General features: G+C 55.7%; 14 protein-coding genes and 1 pseudogene. 12 read left to right on the top strand and 3 right to left on the bottom strand.

Features of this window, described 5'->3' with window-relative positions; all coding sequences use genetic code 11:
- Positions 1 to 112 precede the first annotated feature (112 nt).
- From cas7d to cas6, 5 genes and pseudogenes are all read left to right on the top strand, one after another.
- Positions 113 to 1,126 carry a type I-D CRISPR-associated protein Cas7/Csc2 gene (gene cas7d / locus LEP6406_RS0209045; RefSeq protein ID WP_008312257.1) on the top strand — a complete coding sequence of 338 codons (1,014 nt, stop codon included), beginning with the start codon at positions 113 to 115 and terminating at the stop codon, positions 1,124 to 1,126.
- A 4-nt stretch (positions 1,127 to 1,130) separates the two neighbouring features.
- Positions 1,131 to 1,844, top strand: a complete 714-nt coding sequence (cas5d, locus tag LEP6406_RS0209040; protein ID WP_008312255.1) for a type I-D CRISPR-associated protein Cas5/Csc1 — start codon at positions 1,131 to 1,133, stop codon at positions 1,842 to 1,844.
- A gap of 35 nt (positions 1,845 to 1,879) precedes the next feature.
- Positions 1,880 to 2,191, top strand: a complete 312-nt coding sequence (locus LEP6406_RS0209035; protein WP_008312254.1) for a nucleotidyltransferase domain-containing protein — start codon at positions 1,880 to 1,882, stop codon at positions 2,189 to 2,191.
- Positions 2,192 to 2,319: 128 nt separating this feature from the next.
- Positions 2,320 to 2,589, top strand: a pseudogene (locus LEP6406_RS33795) (HEPN domain-containing protein); the annotation flags it as partial.
- Positions 2,579 to 3,493 (top strand): CRISPR-associated endoribonuclease Cas6, encoded by a 915-nt coding sequence (gene cas6, locus LEP6406_RS0209025; protein WP_008312250.1) that lies wholly within the window; start codon positions 2,579 to 2,581, stop codon positions 3,491 to 3,493. The pseudogene LEP6406_RS33795 and the gene cas6, both read left to right, overlap by 11 nt.
- Positions 3,494 to 3,528: 35 nt before the next feature.
- On the opposite strand, the gene LEP6406_RS0209020 is transcribed toward cas6, so the two are convergent.
- The gene (locus tag LEP6406_RS0209020; protein WP_008312248.1) at positions 3,529 to 3,876 is read right to left on the bottom strand and encodes a four helix bundle protein; all 348 of its coding nucleotides are present in this window, start codon (positions 3,874 to 3,876) and stop codon (positions 3,529 to 3,531) included.
- Positions 3,877 to 4,020: 144 nt separating this feature from the next.
- On the opposite strand from LEP6406_RS0209020, the gene cas4 reads away from it, so the two are divergent.
- From cas4 to LEP6406_RS34720, 5 genes are all read left to right on the top strand, one after another.
- Positions 4,021 to 4,611 carry a CRISPR-associated protein Cas4 gene (gene cas4 / locus LEP6406_RS0209015; RefSeq protein WP_008312246.1) on the top strand — a complete coding sequence of 197 codons (591 nt, stop codon included), beginning with the start codon at positions 4,021 to 4,023 and terminating at the stop codon, positions 4,609 to 4,611.
- A 199-nt stretch (positions 4,612 to 4,810) separates the two neighbouring features.
- On the top strand, positions 4,811 to 5,812 hold the full coding sequence (gene cas1d / locus LEP6406_RS0209010) for a type I-D CRISPR-associated endonuclease Cas1d (RefSeq protein ID WP_008312244.1): 1,002 nt from the start codon (positions 4,811 to 4,813) through the stop codon (positions 5,810 to 5,812).
- A 126-nt stretch (positions 5,813 to 5,938) separates the two neighbouring features.
- Complete coding sequence (gene cas2, locus LEP6406_RS0209005) at positions 5,939 to 6,211, top strand: CRISPR-associated endonuclease Cas2 (RefSeq protein WP_008312242.1); 273 nt, start codon at positions 5,939 to 5,941, stop codon at positions 6,209 to 6,211.
- A gap of 5,925 nt (positions 6,212 to 12,136) precedes the next feature.
- A complete protein-coding gene (locus LEP6406_RS34190) occupies positions 12,137 to 13,546 on the top strand; it encodes a hypothetical protein (protein ID WP_008312282.1) in 1,410 nt (469 codons plus the stop codon).
- The gene (locus LEP6406_RS34720) at positions 13,533 to 15,155 is read left to right on the top strand and encodes a tetratricopeptide repeat protein (RefSeq protein ID WP_051463646.1); all 1,623 of its coding nucleotides are present in this window, start codon (positions 13,533 to 13,535) and stop codon (positions 15,153 to 15,155) included. Before LEP6406_RS34190 ends, LEP6406_RS34720 begins: the two co-directional genes overlap by 14 nt.
- Positions 15,156 to 15,274: 119 nt before the next feature.
- On the opposite strand, the gene LEP6406_RS27225 is transcribed toward LEP6406_RS34720, so the two are convergent.
- On the bottom strand, positions 15,275 to 15,454 hold the full coding sequence (locus LEP6406_RS27225; RefSeq protein ID WP_193364921.1) for a hypothetical protein: 180 nt from the start codon (positions 15,452 to 15,454) through the stop codon (positions 15,275 to 15,277).
- Between the two features lie 69 nt (positions 15,455 to 15,523).
- On the opposite strand from LEP6406_RS27225, the gene LEP6406_RS0208985 reads away from it, so the two are divergent.
- Positions 15,524 to 16,318 (top strand): uroporphyrinogen-III synthase, encoded by a 795-nt coding sequence (locus LEP6406_RS0208985; protein ID WP_008312278.1) that lies wholly within the window; start codon positions 15,524 to 15,526, stop codon positions 16,316 to 16,318.
- On the top strand, positions 16,294 to 16,878 hold the full coding sequence (gene coaE / locus LEP6406_RS0208980; RefSeq protein ID WP_008312277.1) for a dephospho-CoA kinase: 585 nt from the start codon (positions 16,294 to 16,296) through the stop codon (positions 16,876 to 16,878). Before LEP6406_RS0208985 ends, coaE begins: the two co-directional genes overlap by 25 nt.
- Positions 16,879 to 16,942: 64 nt before the next feature.
- Here the strand turns inward: coaE and LEP6406_RS0208975 are convergent, their stop codons facing one another.
- The gene (locus LEP6406_RS0208975) at positions 16,943 to 18,115 is read right to left on the bottom strand and encodes a transaldolase (RefSeq protein WP_027268983.1); all 1,173 of its coding nucleotides are present in this window, start codon (positions 18,113 to 18,115) and stop codon (positions 16,943 to 16,945) included.
- Positions 18,116 to 18,148: the final 33 nt, after the last annotated feature.

Below are 18,148 nucleotides of genomic sequence, written 5' to 3'. Positions count from 1 at the left end.
ATCTATGCCTGCATTCTGCATTTTATAGAGGCGAGATCCTCTCTTTCAACGCAGAACTTATCAGAGACCGTGCCCCCACAGAAAATCAATTCATTACCTTCGGAGAAAAACTATGGCCCTGCTCAAAACCGTCGATCCTAAATTCTTTCACACCGCGATTCCCTACAAACCCATGGGCAAATACGTCCATTTCCTGACCGTGCGGGTCACCGAGTCCTATCCGCTCTTTCAAACCGATGGCGAACTCAACAAAGCCCGCGTTCGAGCTGGTGTCGAAGATAGAACTACGATCAGCCGTCTCTCCATGTTCAAGCGCAAGCAGTCCACCCCAGAGCGCTTGGTGGGTCGCGAACTCCTCCGCACCTACGGCTTCGTCAAGCCAGAGGACTGTGAGTACAACGTCGCCTTTGGTATGGATAATCCCGACTGCATCATCTACGGCTTTGCCATCGGCGACTCCGGCTCAGAAAAATCCAAAGTTGTCGTGGATACCGCCTTCTCCATTACCGCCTTTGATGAATCCCACGAAACCTTCACCCTGAATGCCCCCTATGAAAGTGGCACGATGGCCTCCAAGGGGGAAGCGGGCTCCAAGCCAGGGGAAGTTACCAGCCGCATTAATCAACAAGATCACATCCGGCCCCAGGTCTTTTTCCCCAGCATTGTCACCCTCAAAGATCCTACAGAAGCCAGCTTTCTCTACGTCTTCAATAACATCCTCAGAACTCGCCACTACGGAGCCCAAACCACCCGCACCGGGCGCGTCCGCAATGAGCTCATCGGTGTCGTCTTTGCCGATGGCGAAATCGTCAGCAACCTGCGCTGGACCCAGGCCATCTATGACCAGATGCAGGCTAATAGCACCCTGAAAACTCCCGATCCCCTTGATGAGAATGATGTCGCTCAAGCCGCTCAGGCCGCTATTCAATCGCTCATGGGAGAGGAGTTCATTGTGCATACTGATTTCATTGGCGCAGATTTCCAGGCTTTGCTCACCGAAGTCAAATCCCTAACCGCCAGCGAAGACGGAATCCGCTCCATTCTCAACCAGGCTGATCAAGAAGCCAAAGCCTACGCTGACAAGCACATTGGTAGCAAGAAAAAGGCTGCTAAAGCTGGAGCCTAGAACCATGCCCCATATCTATCGCGGCACCCTAGAACTGCACGACAACCTCTACTACGCCACGCGGGAAATTGGGCGGCTCTACGAGACAGAGCCCGTACTGCATAACTACGCCCTCTGCTACGCCCTAGGGCTAGTCGATAGCGCCAAGTATGCCACCACCGTTGTGGACGAAAATAGCTATCGATACTTCTGTGCCGAACAAGTGCCCCTGTATGAGGCCCATCTCACGCCCCTGAATCAACAGGGCATCTACGTCACCCCCGCTAGAGCAATTCGCCACGCGGCGGTGCTCAATACCTGGAAATACGCCGACAACCGCTACCACGTTGAAATGCAGAAAACCCAGAAGAATATCCCCAGCTTTGGTCGCGCCAAAGAAATTGCCCCCGAAAGTCAGTTTGAGTTCTTCGTCATTGCCCAAAAACCCCTAACCTTTCCCCGCTGGATTCGACTGGGGAAATGGATGAGTAAGGCAGAGGTAAACGTGAAGGCGCTACCCACTCCTAAACACAACTCCGCCAAAGAGTTCACCTTTCCCCATCCACTCAACCCACTGGATGTCATGTTCACCAACCAAGTACTGAGTTACGACACCCTCAACATGCCCCCCGTCAGCCTCATCCGTAACGTGCGAATGATCGGCGAGTTCTACACCTTTGAAGGACTCAGCGAGGCGCTCAAGCTCCCAATTCACATGCAGTATCGATTCAGCAATTAGTCATAACAGCCCAAGAACCCATCTAGGGAAAAGTCATGAAAAACCCTATTCTTGACCAAGTCAAACAAATCATTCACCAGATAGAGCCCGAAGCCGAAATCATTCTTTATGGTTCCCGTGCTCGCGGTGATGCTACCCCAGAGTCTGACTGGGATTTCCTTGTTTTACTGGATGGCCCAGTAGATGCTAAACGAACAGATCACCTCCGCCATGCCCTTTACGAACTGGAGTGGGATATCGGTGAAGTCCTCACTTCGATTATACGTAATCGCATGGAATGGCAAACACCACGTTATCAAGCGAGCGCCTTTTACCAGTTCGTACAAAAAGACGGAATTATGCTGTGAGTCACGGTTCTAACGAATTAGCAACTTATCGCATTCAGCGTGCTCAGGCCACGTTAGTTGATGCCCAGGTATTAGCCCAAGCCGAGCGATGGAATGCCTGTATGAATCGGCTTTAATACAGTTGCTTCTATGCGGTATCCGCCTTGATTGCCAAAGACAACCTGTCAGCTTCCAAACATTCTGGTGTTCGAGGCATTTTCAACCGTGAATATGTCAGGCCGGGTCTGGTTTCTAAAGACTTGGCCCGCTTATACAACGACTTGTTTGAGCGTCGTCAGGAAGCTGACTATCTAGACTTCCTAGAGTTTGAGCGGGAGCAAGTTGAGCCTTTACTCCCAGCCGTCGAAGCCTTTATTTGTCACATTGCTGAGTTATTAGGCGATCGCCATGCCCCATAGCCTCGTCCTCAACCTCCTCCCCACCTCCCCCATCCCTCCCGGCTTCACCACCGGCAAACACCTTCACGCCCTCTTCCTCAGCCTCGTCACCACCGTCGATGCCGACATGGGCAACCAGCTCCACGCTAACCAGGGGAATAAGGCGTTTACGCTGAGTCCCCTTCAAATAGTTGATAGTTTTGAGTTCTCAGTTTTGAATTCAGCTCGCAGCCGTTCAATTCAAACTTCAAAACTAAACATTCAAAACTCAAAACTTCTCCAATGGACCTACCACAAGCCTATCCCCCCCCAAACCCCCTGCTGGTGGCGCATCTCCCTGCTCGACGATCGCCTCTTTGGTCACCTCTCCCAGCTCTGGCTCAACCTCAACCCCACTCAGCCCTGGCACCTCGGCCCCGCCGATCTGCACATCACCAGCATCCTCGGCACCCCCCAGAGCACCCAGCCCTGGGCCAACTTCTGCAATTACCCACAGCTCTACGACCAAGCCTCCGACACCGAGCGCAAACTCACCCTCCAGTTCTGCACCCCCACCGCCTTTCGCCAGGGCAAATACGACTCCCCCCTACCCACCCCCGATTGCGTCTTCGGTAGCCTGCTCCGCCGCTGGAACCACTACAGCGATCTGGAATTTCCCAGGGAAATTCTGGACGTTCTACAACCCAGCTACTTCAACATCCGCACCGAAGTCGTCACCGATCCTCGCCAGCAATTCCAACACACCGGAGCCAAAACTAGCCCCATCAACCAGTTCATGGGCTGCATCGGCACAGTCACCTATCAAATTCTCGGCTCCCTGGACACCGACACCATCAAGCAACTCAACGCACTAGCTGACTTTGCCCTCTACGCCGGAGTTGGACGTAAGACGCCGATGGGGATGGGGATGGTGAGGAGGGGATAGTTTTGAGTTTTGAATGTTTAGTTTTGAGTTTTGGACTACGAAGTGGTTTTGGTAGTTTTGACGATTGCAGTCAATATCCGAATAAGTTCATCTACTTGGGATATTTCTGACTGGAAATCGATAGATGCCAGATCTGATTCTTGCAGTAATCTCAACCAATATTTAGTTTCTCTGGCTTCCTTAGAAGCAACTGACATTTTGGACAAGAAATCCCTACGACTCTGGGCAGCAGTCGCTTCCTCGACATTTGCCCCAATGCTAGTTCCACTTCTTAATAGTTGCTTAGAAAGCACAAATTCTTTTTGAGATTGCAATTTTTTATAAAGACAAATAATTCTCAATGCAAACTCAAAACTCTTTTTCTGAATAACACTCTCAGCCATTCCAACCTATTCCCCCCACTGCAACCGCTCACAATTCAAAACCAAGAACTCAAAACTAAGCATTCCCATCCCCCAACTCAAAACTAAGAACTCAAAACTCAAAACTCAAAACTCAAAACTCAAAAACCCTCCCCCTGAACAAGTATGTCCAAAGATTACATCTCCATCGCCGCTCTCAACCAATACGCCTACTGCCCCCACCGCTGTTGGCGTATGTTCTGTGCGGGCGAGTTTAGTGATAACCAGTACACCCTTGAAGGCACGGGTCTGCACGATCGCGTTCACACTTTGGGCAGCAATCACCGGGATGATACTTGGCAGGTGCGGGCGATCTGGCTCCACAGCGATCGCTATGGTCTGATCGGCAAATCTGACCTGATCGAAGAAAGCGATGGCCAGCTCTACCCCGTCGAGTACAAGCGCGGTCACCGGGGGGAGTTCGACAATGATGAGCTGCAAGTTTGCGCCCAAGCCCTCTGCCTGGAGGACATGACGGGACGTACCGTGACCCAAGGCTTTATCTACTACGCCCAGTCCCACCAGCGTCAACCTGTGGAAATCACTCCTGAGCTGAGGGAAAGCGCGATCGCAACTCTTACCGCCGTCCGCACCCTGCTCCACACCGGACACATGCCCCCACCCATCTACACCCAACGCTGCCGAGGCTGTAGCCTCTACTCGCAATGCCTACCCCAGGCGGCGAAGAAGGTTGGACAGTATCGAGAAAGCGGGTGATGGGGTGATGGGGTGTTGGGGTGTTGGGGTGTTGGAGGAACTCCCCCCCTCCCCTACTCCATCACTCCCCTACTCCATCACTCCCCTACTCCATCACTCCCCCCCTCCCCTACTCCATCACTCCCCCCCTCCATCACTCCCCTACTCCCCCCCTCCATCACTCCCCTACTCCTCCCCTCCCTATCACCTAACAACCACCATGGGAACAATTTACATTTCAACCGACGATGCCTTCATCGGCAAAACCGACGAACGCCTCCGCGTGCGCGCCCAAAAAGAAACGCTGCTCGATGTCCCTTTGATCAAGGTCGATGGGGTGGTGGTACTCGGTCGGGCTACTGTCTCTCCCGCCGCCTTGATTGAACTGCTAGAGCGCAAAATTCCCCTCAGCTTTATGACTGGTACCGGGCGATTTTTAGGGCGGCTAGAGCCGGAGTTGAACAAAAATATTTTTGTGCGATCGGCCCAGTGGCAGGCCGCTGGGGAAACCGAGCGTTCTATCCACGCTGTACAGGGTTTCATTCGCGGCAAGCTGAAGAACTACCGCACCCTACTGATGCGATCGCAACGAGAGGGCATCACCGACCTAGAACCCGGCATTACCCGTCTAGAGCAGGCCATCCAACCCATCAATCAAACCGCCATCATCGATGCCCTACGCGGACTTGAAGGGGCAGGCAGCGCCGCCTACTTCGGTCACTTTGGTCGCCTGATCCGCAACGACGACTTTAGTTTCACCACCCGCTGCCGTCGTCCCCCCACCGACCCCGTCAATGCTCTGCTCAGTTTTGGCTATGCCCTGCTGCGCCACGATGTTCAGGGAGCCCTCAACATCGTCGGCTTTGATCCCTATCTGGGCTATCTCCACACCCAGCGCTATGGTCGCCCTTCCCTCGCCCTCGACTTGATGGAAGAATTCCGTCCCTTGGTGGTTGATGCCATGGTGCTAGCCGCCCTCAACCGCAAAGCGTTGAGTTTAGAAGATTTCACCCCAGAACCCATCAGCCACGCGGTATCCCTCACCGACGAAGGCCGTCGTAAGTTTCTCCGGCTCTATGAACAGAAAAAGCAATCCAAATTCAAGCATCCCGTCATGGGTCGCCAATGCACCTACCAGGAAGCCTTTGAAATCCAAACCCGACTCCTCGCCAAATACCTCATGGCCGAAACCGATCAATACCCCCCCCTCATCTTGAAGTGATGAATTTTAAGTTTTGAGTTTTTAATTCCTGTTTTCTGCTATCAGTTCAAAATCCAAAATCATCAATTCAAGATTTTCCAATTATCAATTCAAAACTCAAAATTAAGCATTCAAAACTTTCCACTCATGCATGCCGTCATCACCTACGACATCTCCGAAGACAAACGCCGCACCAAAATCCACACCATTCTTTCCTCCTATGGACAATGGATGCAGTACAGCGTTTTTGAGTGCAGTCTTTCTGCTGCTGAATACACTAAGTTACGCAATCGCCTTAACAAGCTGATTCAGCCGGAAACGGACAGTATCCGCTTCTATTTTCTCTGTGCCTGTTGCCAGGGCAAAATTGAGCGTATCGGTGGGGAGGCGGTTCGGGATGAGACGGTTTTCTTTGCCTAGCGCTGGCGCGGTAGGGGGGGTGTCAGGCTGGAGGCCCTGGGAAAATGCCCCAACCCCCTGTCCTCAAAGGATTTTGGGTGTTTGCCAGATTGGATTGTCCGCGCAAGGGTCAGATGGCTTGGGATGCTTGGCTTTCAGCCTTTTTCGGCCCATGTTCTATCTGGTGTCTGACAGGGTAGAATGGCACAAATGGCGCTATCCGCGCATTTGTACCTTGAAAACCAAATACACCAACCTTTTCCCAGGCCCGCCGCTCCAACCCCCCCCAAACCCTCTCAGGGATTGAAACAATCCGAGTGCTACCGACAAAGGCACCGCGCCCTTGGCTCCAACCCCCCCCAAACCCTCTCAGGGATTGAAACTGGTAAATTTGGTTATCGGTCATCCGTCCTCGTCAGCTCCAACCCCCCCCAAACCCTCTCAGGGATTGAAACAACAGTTGCGGACAGCATGGTGAAATACCCAGAAAGCTCCAACCCCCCCCAAACCCTCTCAGGGATTGAAACTTCACCGCTATGAGCCAGCGGATCATGGCGGTGACGCTCCAACCCCCCCCAAACCCTCTCAGGGATTGAAACAGCAAGGTTAGCTCCGGCACCTTCGACAAGGTAGGCTCCAACCCCCCCCAAACCCTCTCAGGGATTGAAACAAATCCATCGACGAAGCGGCCAACGGACTCAATAGGCTCCAACCCCCCCCAAACCCTCTCAGGGATTGAAACGAACGCTCCCCCCTAGTACGGGTAGACGGCTACTGCTCCAACCCCCCCCAAACCCTCTCAGGGATTGAAACTCTTCAAGTCCGTCTGGGGGTTTGTTGCTATCCTCGCTCCAACCCCCCCCAAACCCTCTCAGGGATTGAAACGATCAGTACGCCCAGCAGATCGGGAAGCTGGCACCGCTCCAACCCCCCCCAAACCCTCTCAGGGATTGAAACCTGCTGTGATTACTGCCACGGCGGCAAGTGCTGCTGCTCCAACCCCCCCCAAACCCTCTCAGGGATTGAAACTGGCAACATTGACTTTATCGATAGGTCGAGCGATGCTCCAACCCCCCCCAAACCCTCTCAGGGATTGAAACCTTGGGAAGGAACTTGGCTAACTCGGTGTAGCAAGCGGCTCCAACCCCCCCCAAACCCTCTCAGGGATTGAAACAGCCAAATAGCAAGAGCGGGAAAAATAGAGCCAAGCTCCAACCCCCCCCAAACCCTCTCAGGGATTGAAACTTCGCCATGCGGCTGGCGAAATCCCGCCAGCGCTCGGCTCCAACCCCCCCCAAACCCTCTCAGGGATTGAAACGGTATCGGCATAGAGCACCGTCACGCTGGCCGGAGCTCCAACCCCCCCCAAACCCTCTCAGGGATTGAAACTAACTCACTAGTTAAACTACCAGGAGAGACTATGCTCCAACCCCCCCCAAACCCTCTCAGGGATTGAAACGAACACTCCCCCCTAGTACGGGTAGACGGCTACTCGCTCCAACCCCCCCCAAACCCTCTCAGGGATTGAAACTTAAAGCTGCTAACCATCGCGGGTGTAGTTGCCTCGCTCCAACCCCCCCCAAACCCTCTCAGGGATTGAAACTCCGGTTTCGCGCTCGGTCTGCACCGGATTGACCCGCTCCAACCCCCCCCAAACCCTCTCAGGGATTGAAACAAGACCTCGGGGGTGTCGGCTCCCTTGGCATTGAGGCTCCAACCCCCCCCAAACCCTCTCAGGGATTGAAACGATCAGGCTATCCACTGCCGATTGCGCCGCCTCGGCTCCAACCCCCCCCAAACCCTCTCAGGGATTGAAACGCGCACCGCCGCTGCCAACGCCCAAGGGATCATGGCTCCAACCCCCCCCAAACCCTCTCAGGGATTGAAACGGCGGGATGGGAGCTTATTTGACCCCAATCTAGGCGCTCCAACCCCCCCCAAACCCTCTCAGGGATTGAAACGGATCGAGGCAGAAGAAATATGCTCACGCCTAATGGCTCCAACCCCCCCCAAACCCTCTCAGGGATTGAAACGGATCATACCCAGGGGGAGTCGGTTCAGTAATAGGCGCTCCAACCCCCCCCAAACCCTCTCAGGGATTGAAACAACACCCATGAATTATCTGTCTGATTCTGAGTGGTACGCTCCAACCCCCCCCAAACCCTCTCAGGGATTGAAATGGTGGGCCGCCCCGCTGATACCCGCCGATTTTTGGCTCCAACCCCCCCCAAACCCTCTCAGGGATTGAAACTAGCAGGCTTTGGAGGCTTTGGCGGGGATTGGGTACCGCTCCAACCCCCCCCAAACCCTCTCAGGGATTGAAACGAGAAGTATTACTTTCCCGCCGGTGACCCCTTCGGCTCCAACCCCCCCCAAACCCTCTCAGGGATTGAAACAGCTAGGAACCAAGGTTGCCAAGTTTTTTGAACGGCTCCAACCCCCCCCAAACCCTCTCAGGGATTGAAACCTCCCCCCTGGACCCCCCTCTTTCCCCTGTCCGGAGCTCCAACCCCCCCCAAACCCTCTCAGGGATTGAAACTGCGTAGGGGCGGGCAGCGATCAGGCGATCCGCTGGCTCCACCCCCCCCCAAACCCTCTCAGGGATTGAAACGGCATCTGCAAAGCAAAGCCACTGGCCAGCCGGAATAGGCTCCAACCCCCCCCAAACCCTCTCAGGGATTGAAACTTCGGAGCTGGAAGCATGAGCCCTGGACAGCTTGCCGCTCCAACCCCCCCCAAACCCTCTCAGGGATTGAAACAATCTGCATACAGGGCCTCTAGGTCGGTGAACAACTCAGCAAGCTCCAACCCCCCCAAAACCCTCTCAGGGATTGAAACAGTTTCCAGAGGCCCATTTCGTCGCCTGCATCACCAGCTCCAACCCCCCCAAAAACCTCTCAGGGATTGAAACTCAAACAGCACCAAAAGCAAATCGGGAGAAGCGTCTGCTCCAACCCCCCCAAAACCCTCTCAGGGATTGAAACATGACGGCACGGGGGGAAGTTCCAATAGAGAATGGCTCCAACCCCCCCAAAACCCTCTCAGGGATTGAAACAGCTTATTGAATTTCAGCAAGGAACCGGATATCGGCTCCAACCCCCCCAAAACCCTCTCAGGGATTGAAACAGCGAAAATGAATCGGTATCGCCCCAAAGGTTCTAAGGCTCCAACCCCCCCAAAACCCTCTCAGGGATTGAAACTGTAAATTCTTGGGCTCTGTCACTACTAGCCTGAAGCTCCAACCCCCCCAAAACCCTCTCAGGGATTGAAACCTATTGAGTATTTTGAGGACTTTGTAGATGCTGAGCTCCAACCCCCCCAAAACCCTCTCAGGGATTGAAACAATTGCTATGATGGCAGGGTACTAATTCCGTTGTGGGCTCCAACCCCCCCAAAACCCTCTCAGGGATTGAAACTACATTGTCCCTACAACTATGGGATTCTGGCGGTGCGCTCCAACCCCCCCAAAACCCTCTCAGGGATTGAAACCGGCGGGATTAGATGCTTGCTTTACGATGCTCTGGGCTCCAACCCCCCCAAAACCCTCTCAGGGATTGAAACACATCATGGTCGCTTTCACATAGAGCTGTAGCTGGCTCCAACCCCCCCAAAACCCTCTCAGGGATTGAAACGGGGAATTCTGCTTTGAAGTGTTGGGGTTTCCCTGGCTCCAACCCCCCCAAAACCCTCTCAGGGATTGAAACGCTGGCTCAGGCGGATCTGGATGCCCAGGGGCTGTCGGCTCCAACCCCCCCAAAACCCTCTCAGGGATTGAAACAATACGGGTGGCAGCAGCGCCGATAAGGTGCGGATGGCTCCAACCCCCCCAAAACCCTCTCAGGGATTGAAACACCTCGTTTAATGGCCGCAGCGGCGTGGTATCCCCGCTCCAACCCCCCCAAAACCCTCTCAGGGATTGAAACCGGCTCCAGATGTCTGCGCGGAACAAGGACACGGGGGGCTCCAACCCCCCCAAAACCCTCTCAGGGATTGAAACGCCTGACACCTGTGGGGACCAAGAGCCTATCTACGCTCCAACCCCCCCAAAACCCTCTCAGGGATTGAAACTCTCTTCCTGCCGATATTGAGCCCAGGCCGCAAGAGCTCCAACCCCCCCAAAACCCTCTCAGGGATTGAAACCAGCAGGGCACGGGCTTGGGATGCGGTGAGGGCGGCTCCAACCCCCCCAAAACCCTCTCAGGGATTGAAACGAGATCTCACGCCCTGACCCGTGGAATTTCTCCCCCGCTCCAACCCCCCCAAAACCCTCTCAGGGATTGAAACTCCACGACCAAGCGCCCCGACATGAAGGAGGTACAGGCTCCAACCCCCCCAAAACCCTCTCAGGGATTGAAACCGGGATCGGCGCGGGCGTGGCCACGGGCTATATCTGGCTCCAACCCCCCCAAAACCCTCTCAGGGATTGAAACCCGCCAAAGTCAGGGATTAGAGAATAATACTCAGTTGGCTCCAACCCCCCCAAAACCCTCTCAGGGATTGAAACGTATATGCCAGTTGGCACCATTTCAAAATGCAGCTGCTCCAACCCCCCCAAAACCCTCTCAGGGATTGAAACTACTCATCTAGCGGTTGGTCTGTTGTCTTTTTTAGGCTCCAACCCCCCCAAAACCCTCTCAGGGATTGAAACCTGGGGGGGGATTATTTGCGATCGCGCCCCAAATCGCTCCAACCCCCCCCAAACCCTCTCAGGGATTGAAACGTTCTGTACAAAACCCATCAAACCAATGCCAACCAAGCTCCAACCCCCCCCAAACCCTCTCAGGGATTGAAACGGCATCAGAGGGTAAATCCCTTGGGTCTACCGCGCTGCTCCAACCCCCCCCAAACCCTCTCAGGGATTGAAACCCCTCAAGGGCACCCTAGAGGCCCAAGGCTTCAAAGGCTCCAACCCCCCCCAAACCCTCTCAGGGATTGAAACCTGGGTCGATTGCAAAGCCGCCCGGTGCAAGTCCTGCTCCAACCCCCCCCAAACCCTCTCAGGGATTGAAACACAGGGCAGATTTCGTTTCGGCTGATGGACCATACGCTCCAACCCCCCCCAAACCCTCTCAGGGATTGAAACCGGTCTTTGTCCCGGCTCCGCTGCCATGGGGGCCGCTCCAACCCCCCCCAAACCCTCTCAGGGATTGAAACTTTGCGGTCGCCGTCGCTGCTGTAAGTCTGGGGGCGCTCCAACCCCCCCCCAACCCTCTCAGGGATTGAAACTAAAGGGTGGCCTAGGGACACTCCTAAAAACGATGGCTCCAACCCCCCCCAAACCCTCTCAGGGATTGAAACAGCGACCGGGCTATCTCATACACGTCTTTGCCCTCGCTCCAACCCCCCCCAAACCCTCTCAGGGATTGAAACAGGCTACCAGCCCAGAGGGCGCGGCGATCGTGATAGGCTCCAACCCCCCCCCAAACCCTCTCAGGGATTGAAACGGCAACTTCTCCGGCCCTCGCTCCTATCGCCTGGGCTCCAACCCCCCCCAAACCCTCTCAGGGATTGAAACAGAGAAGATACCGCCTGGATGCGGGCTGCAAGATGCTCCAACCCCCCCCAAACCCTCTCAGGGATTGAAACTTTACAGCTTGGTGGATCAGCTCCCAGCCGCTGGGCTCCAACCCCCCCCAAACCCTCTCAGGGATTGAAACCAGCGGCTCAGACCCAGTTTTTCGGCGGCGGCGGTTGGCTCCAACCCCCCCCAAACCCTCTCAGGGATTGAAACCGCGCTGGCACTCGCACCATGCGCGAGCTAGGCGAAGGCTCCAACCCCCCCCAAACCCTCTCAGGGATTGAAACCTGTTCCACAACGCGACTCGGAGCGTGACGGTGGCCGCTCCAACCCCCCCCAAACCCTCTCAGGGATTGAAATGCTTTGGGACTGGTATAAGTTGGAGGACGTAGGGCGATCGCGCCCCCTGGCCCAACCTCTACCCAGTCATGCAGACAACTCCCGCAACATCCCTAGAAAGCGTTTATCGCACCCTACAACCCGCCCCCTTAGAGACTGCTGAGGAGCTTCAGGCGTTTTATCAACCCGCCATCAACGAAACCCGAGGCGGTGACAAAATGCAGCGCCTGCGGCTGCGCCTAAACCGGGCCGCAGGAGATGGCATTCCCTTCAAAGCCTGCGTCATGGGTCATCGGGGGGTGGGCAAGTCTACAGAACTCTCTCGCCTCATGGGCCAAGTCAAAGACCAGTTCACCCCCATTCGGTTTAGTGCCACCACAGCACTCGATCCGGGCAACTTTCGGCCCTTAGATGTGGTGCTGTTGATGATGGCAGAAGTCGCCGAACACACCGCTAAACCCATCGCAGCAGGGGGCGCGGGCCACCCCCCCTCAGAGGCACGGCTGCGAGATATTTGGAACTGGTTTGCCTCAGAGGAAGTGACCCGTAAACAGGCCGAGGAGATGACCGCTACCCTAGAAGCTGGCGTCGGGGCAGAACGAGAATCCTTGTGGGCGCAAGTGATCGGCCTATTCGCCGCGTTAAGGGGGGAAATCAAGTACGCCTCTACCCGCGAAACATTAGTGGTGGAATATCGCATTACCCGCTTGACCTCGTTAATTGCGGTGGCCAATAAGCTGCTGGATGAGTGTAATCAGTTACTCCTAGCGGCCTGTGGGCGACAGTGGTTGTTTGTGGGGGAAGATTTTGACAAGGCGGGCATCACCACCGATCGCATCGAAGAGCTATTTATTACCTATGCCAATATCTTTCAAGACCTCCGCGCCCACCTGATTTTCAACTTACCCATTGGCCTCTATTACTCAGACAAAGCGGCTCGGCTTCCGTTTCCTAGCGATTGCAGCTTTGTGATTCCAGATACCCCCGTTTACCAGCAAGACCACAGGGCTAACGAACTGGGGCGAGAGGCGCTGACCAAAGTGCTGGGGGCTCGCATGACCTTAGATCTCTTTGAGCCAGAGCAAATGATCCGGCTGATTGTGGCATCGGGGGGCAACCTGCGAGATCTGTTCGCCCTGGTGAACTACGCCGCAGATACGGCCCTACTGCGAGAGGGAAGCCAGATCAACGCAGAAGACGCCAGCGCCGCCATTTTTAACCTCCGCAGCGACTACGAGCGGCGACTGGGCCAAAGTCCCTTTGACCAGGCAGATATCACCTACGACAATAAGGCCGAGCGCCTGGTAGAGGTCTATAACGGAGATACAGAGGCCAAAATTCCTGATGCGGTGATGTATGCCCTGCTCAATGCCAGGGTGGTGCAGGAATTTAACGGCAAGCGCTGGTTTGGCGTGCATCCCCTCGTGGTCGATATTTTGGCCGACCAAGACCGACTGCACCGCAATGGGGCTGGGGAGGTGGTCGGTGGCACCGTCTGAGGGGAGTCTACAACCGGGCACCATCGCAGATATCAGTCGCCGTCTGGCTCTGTGGGCACAGCGCGACTCGTCGGGCTTGGTGCGGGTGGAATATAGCTCTGAGTTTGCCCGTCAGCAGGTGATGCAGCGCTTACAAGCCCTGCTGACACCCCAAGGTATTCCGCTAAAAGAAATTGGGCTGCCCCCGTTTCAGGAGGCCGAAACGGTGGTGCAAACCCTGGTTACTCGCTTAGAGGAAATTGCTACCCAGCCCTCTACTGTCGTTTCTGTGACTGGGTTTGCCACGGCCTTTAGCCGCCAGTCTCCGGAAGCAGATGCCCTGCGGGTACTGAACTTTAACCGCGATCGCTATGTGACCCTGCCCCTGCGACAAATTTGGTGGATGACCCCCGCTTTTATGCAAAAGGCTATCCATGCCATGCCTGACCTCAACAGTTTTTTTCTGCAACGATTGCAGCTCACAGAGGTCATTCTGCCCGAGGCGACGACCCCACAACTCAGGGAGACCGATGGCTCGACGACCCATATTGATGATGCACGTCAGCGCGCCCATGGGCTGATTCGTCAGTTTGAAATTGCTAAAACCAGTAACGCCTCCCCAGCGGACTTGCTCAGTACGTACATTTTGCCTGCTCTAGAAGCGCTGGCTGAAGTTGGAGCCCAAAAGGAACTCCGAGACCTAACCCAGCAGTTTGAAGGTATCCTCAGCCAGATCAAAGTCGCAGATTCCGTCCAGTTGGCCAGTAGCCTCGCACGCTTAGCCAACCTCTACAATGCTCAGGGGCGCTACGGCGAGGCCGAACCTCTGTATCAAAAAGCCCTTACTTTATGCCAACGGCTGTTGGGGTCAGACCATCCCGACACCGCCAGCAGTCTGAACAATTTGGCCGGGTTGTACGAGTCCCAAGGGCGCTATGGGGAGGCGGAACCCCTCTACCTGCAAGCCTTGGAAATTCGGCGATCGCAGTTGGGGTCAGACCATCCCAACACCGCCACGAGTCTGAACAATTTGGCCGAGTTGTATCGTGCCCAAGGACGCTACGGGGAGGTGAAACCCCTCTTGCAAAAAGCCTTGGAAATTCGGCGATCGCAGTTGGGGACAGACCATCCCGATACCGCCCAAAGTCTAAACAATTTGGCCGGGTTGTACGAGTCCCAAGGTCACTACGGGGAGGCGGAACCCCTTTTCCAGCAAGCCTTGGAAATCACGCGATCGCAGTCCGGGTCAGACCATCCCAACACCGCCACCAGTCTAAATAATTTGGCCGGGTTGTACTACACCCAAGGGCGCTACGGGGAGGCAGAACCCCTCTACCTGCAAGCCTTGGAAATTCGGCGATCGCAGTTGGGGTCAGAGCATCCCGACACCGCCAGCAGTCTGAACAACTTGGCCGAGCTGTATCGTGCCCAAGAGCGCTACGGGGAGGCGGAACCCCTCTACCTGCAAGCCTGGGAAATTTTCATGCAAACCTTGGGGAAAAATCACCCCAATACCCAAATCGTTTTGAAGAACTTTGTTGTCTATCTCCGTCAGATCATGGCCGCAGGGCAAGTCGAGATGCTTTCTGATCATCCCATCACCCGAGAACTGTTAAAGCAACTTTCGTAGGCCAGGAGCCAGAAAAGCAGATATGCCGGGGCTCAACGGCTAACTGTGCCAGCATGGCCTCGGCTGCTCTCAAATCTTCTGCCGCATAGCACAACCATCGGGCAGCCTCAAGATCATGCTCAGACTTGCTCATAGAGCACAGTCCCTTCTGTAAGCGCCTGATGTAACACGGTGCCAACCACGTAGCCTCTACAGGCAATTTCCTCAGGGGTAGTCACAACAATATCTTTGCCGATGGGTAGATCGGCCAAACTGGGCCGCATTGCGATCGCGGATTCCCAAGGTGGTAAGATTCTCATCGTGAGACTGGCTATGATGAAGCTAAATTGAGCTTCCCACACCACTAAGGCATTGGGATTTCCTCGGGTATGGGGTTACCGCTACAGGGTAAAACAATCTTGGTCACTCGGGCGGCGGGGCAGTCGAGTCCATTTCGGTCCCTACTGCTGGCCCAGGGAGCCCAGGTTGTGGAGATGCCCGCCCTAGAAATTCAGCCCCCCTCTAGTTGGGAACCCCTGGATCGGGCGATCGCTGAATTGTCCACCTACGACTGGCTGATTTTGACCTCCGCCAATGCCGTTACCTATTTTCTGGATCGCTTGGCAGCGGTGGGCCATGCCAACGCAGTCACGGGCATCAAACTGGCGGTGGTGGGCAAAAAGACGGCCCAGGTTTTGGCCCAGCGGGGGCTAGAAGCCGACTACATTCCCCCGGACTTTGTGGCGGATGCCCTGGTGGCCCATTTCCCAGAATCTGTGGCCGGACAGCGGTTGCTCTTTCCTCGGGTGGAAAGTGGGGGACGGGCGGTGCTGGTGGAGGAAATGACCGCTGCGGGAGCCCAGGTGATGGAGGTGCCCGCCTACGAGTCGGGCTGTCCCCCGGTCCCGGATGCGGTTGCGATCGCGGCTTTAGCCGACCAGCACATTCATCTGATCACCTTCGCCAGTTCTAAAACGGTGTACCATACCTGCCACCTGCTGGCCCAGGGGCTAGGCGCAGATTGGCAGCGGCAGATTCAAGCCGTGGCCATCGCCTCCATTGGCCCCCAAACCTCCGATGCCTGCCGCACTTGCTTGGGCCGAGTGGACATTGAGGCCGAAACCTACACCCTAGAGGGACTGACGGAGGCCATCACCCAATGGGCCAGCGCATCATTGGCTTAACCGGGGGCATTGCTACGGGCAAGAGCACTGTTTCCCACTATTTGGAAACCCACCAGGGTCTGCCGATTTTGGATGCGGATCTGTACGCACGGGAGGCGGTAGCGGTGGGGGCTCCCATTCTGGCAGCAATTGCCCAGCGCTACGGTCCTGGGCTGCTCCACGCCGATGGCAGTCTGAATCGGCCCCAGTTGGGCCAGATCATTTTCAACGACCAAGGGGAGAAGGGTTGGGTGGAGCAGCAGATCCACCCCTTTGTCCGGCAGCGATTTGCCCAGGAAATGGCGACCTTAGGGGCAATGCCGACGGTGGTGCAGGCGATTCCCCTCCTATTTGAGGCCAATCTCACGGATCAGGTGACGGAGATCTGGGTGGTAACCTGCCCGGAGGCGGTGCAGATCCAGCGGTTGATGGTGCGGGATGGGCTGGATCGGGAATCTGCGATCGCGCGCATCCGCAATCAATGGCCCTTGGCGGAAAAGGCCGCTCGTGCCCATTACGTGATTGCCAATGACACCACCCTAGAGGCGCTGTATCCCCAGGTAGAGCGGGGGCTGTTGTAAAAGGTGCATCGCAACGACGATGCACCCTAGGGTGAACAGGTAGATTTATTCGGGATAGGCCACCCTACACTGTTTGAAATGCGCCGCCGAGGCCCGCACTCACTTCTTGAGGGGTAACTTTGCCATCGTGGTCCGCATCCAGGGCATCAAATACCGCATCGGTACCCAGCCACTCCTCGCGGGTGATGAAGCCATCGCCATCCAAGTCGTAGGCGTGGAACAGATCCGCCGCCGCATGGGTGACAAAATCCTTGCCCTCCAGACGCTTGCACAGGCGCTCCGCCAAGAGCTTTTCCAGGGTTTCCAGAGCCTTGCTAAAGCCCTTGATGCCCTCATCCAGCTTGGCCGAGGCCATGGCATCCTCCCCATGCATCCGCTCAAAGGTGGCCTGATCCATGGGGATGGGCTCAATATCCAGATTGACGGCCTTAGCGGCATCCAACTTGCGGGGCAGGGGTTCTTCGACGGATTCCAGTTGGGCCAGAAGCTTAGGGGAAATCGTCAGCAGATCACAGCCCGCCAACTCCCGAATTTCGCCAATGTTGCGGAAGCTGGCCCCCATCACCTCAGTGGCGTAGCCAAATTTCTTGTAGTAGTTGTAAATCTCCGTCACCGACAGCACCCCCGGATCCTCGGTGGGGGCATAGTCCCGTCCGGTTTCCTGCTTATACCAGTCGAGGATGCGGCCCACAAAGGGGGAAATGAGGGTCACCCCAGCTTCAGCACAGGCAATGGCCTGGTGCAGGCCAAACAGCAGAGTGAGGTTACAGTGGATGCCTTCCTTTTCCAACACTTCCGCAGCGCGGATACCTTCCCAGGTGGAGGCGATCTTGATCAAAACGCGATCGCGCCCCACCCCCGCCGCCTCATACTGGGCAATAATGTCACGGGCCGTCGCAATCGTCGCCTCTGTGTCGTAGGACAACCGCGCATCCACCTCCGTAGACACCCGCCCCGGCACAATCTTGAGAATCTTGAGCCCAAAGGCCACCGCCAGCCGGGTAAAGGCAATATTGGCCACATCCTTATCCGATACCCCAGACCCCGCATCCTGACGGGCTTTGATCAGGGTTTCATCCACAATGTCTTGGTACTGGGGCATCTGAGCCGCAGCGGTAATCAGGGACGGGTTCGTCGTCGCATCTTGGGGAGTGAAGGTTTCGATCGCCTGCAAATCCCCCGTATCGGCCACAACGACGGTCATCGTCCGGAGTTGGGTGAGTAAATTTTCTGCCATAGTGAGACCCTCCATGCAACTGCAACTGCTTCT

Source organism: Leptolyngbya sp. PCC 6406, from assembly GCF_000332095.2.
GTDB lineage: Bacteria > Cyanobacteriota > Cyanobacteriia > Phormidesmidales > Phormidesmidaceae > PCC-6406.
The sequence above is the reverse complement of the archived record's forward strand: the minus strand, read 5'-3'. Positions and strand labels throughout refer to the sequence as shown.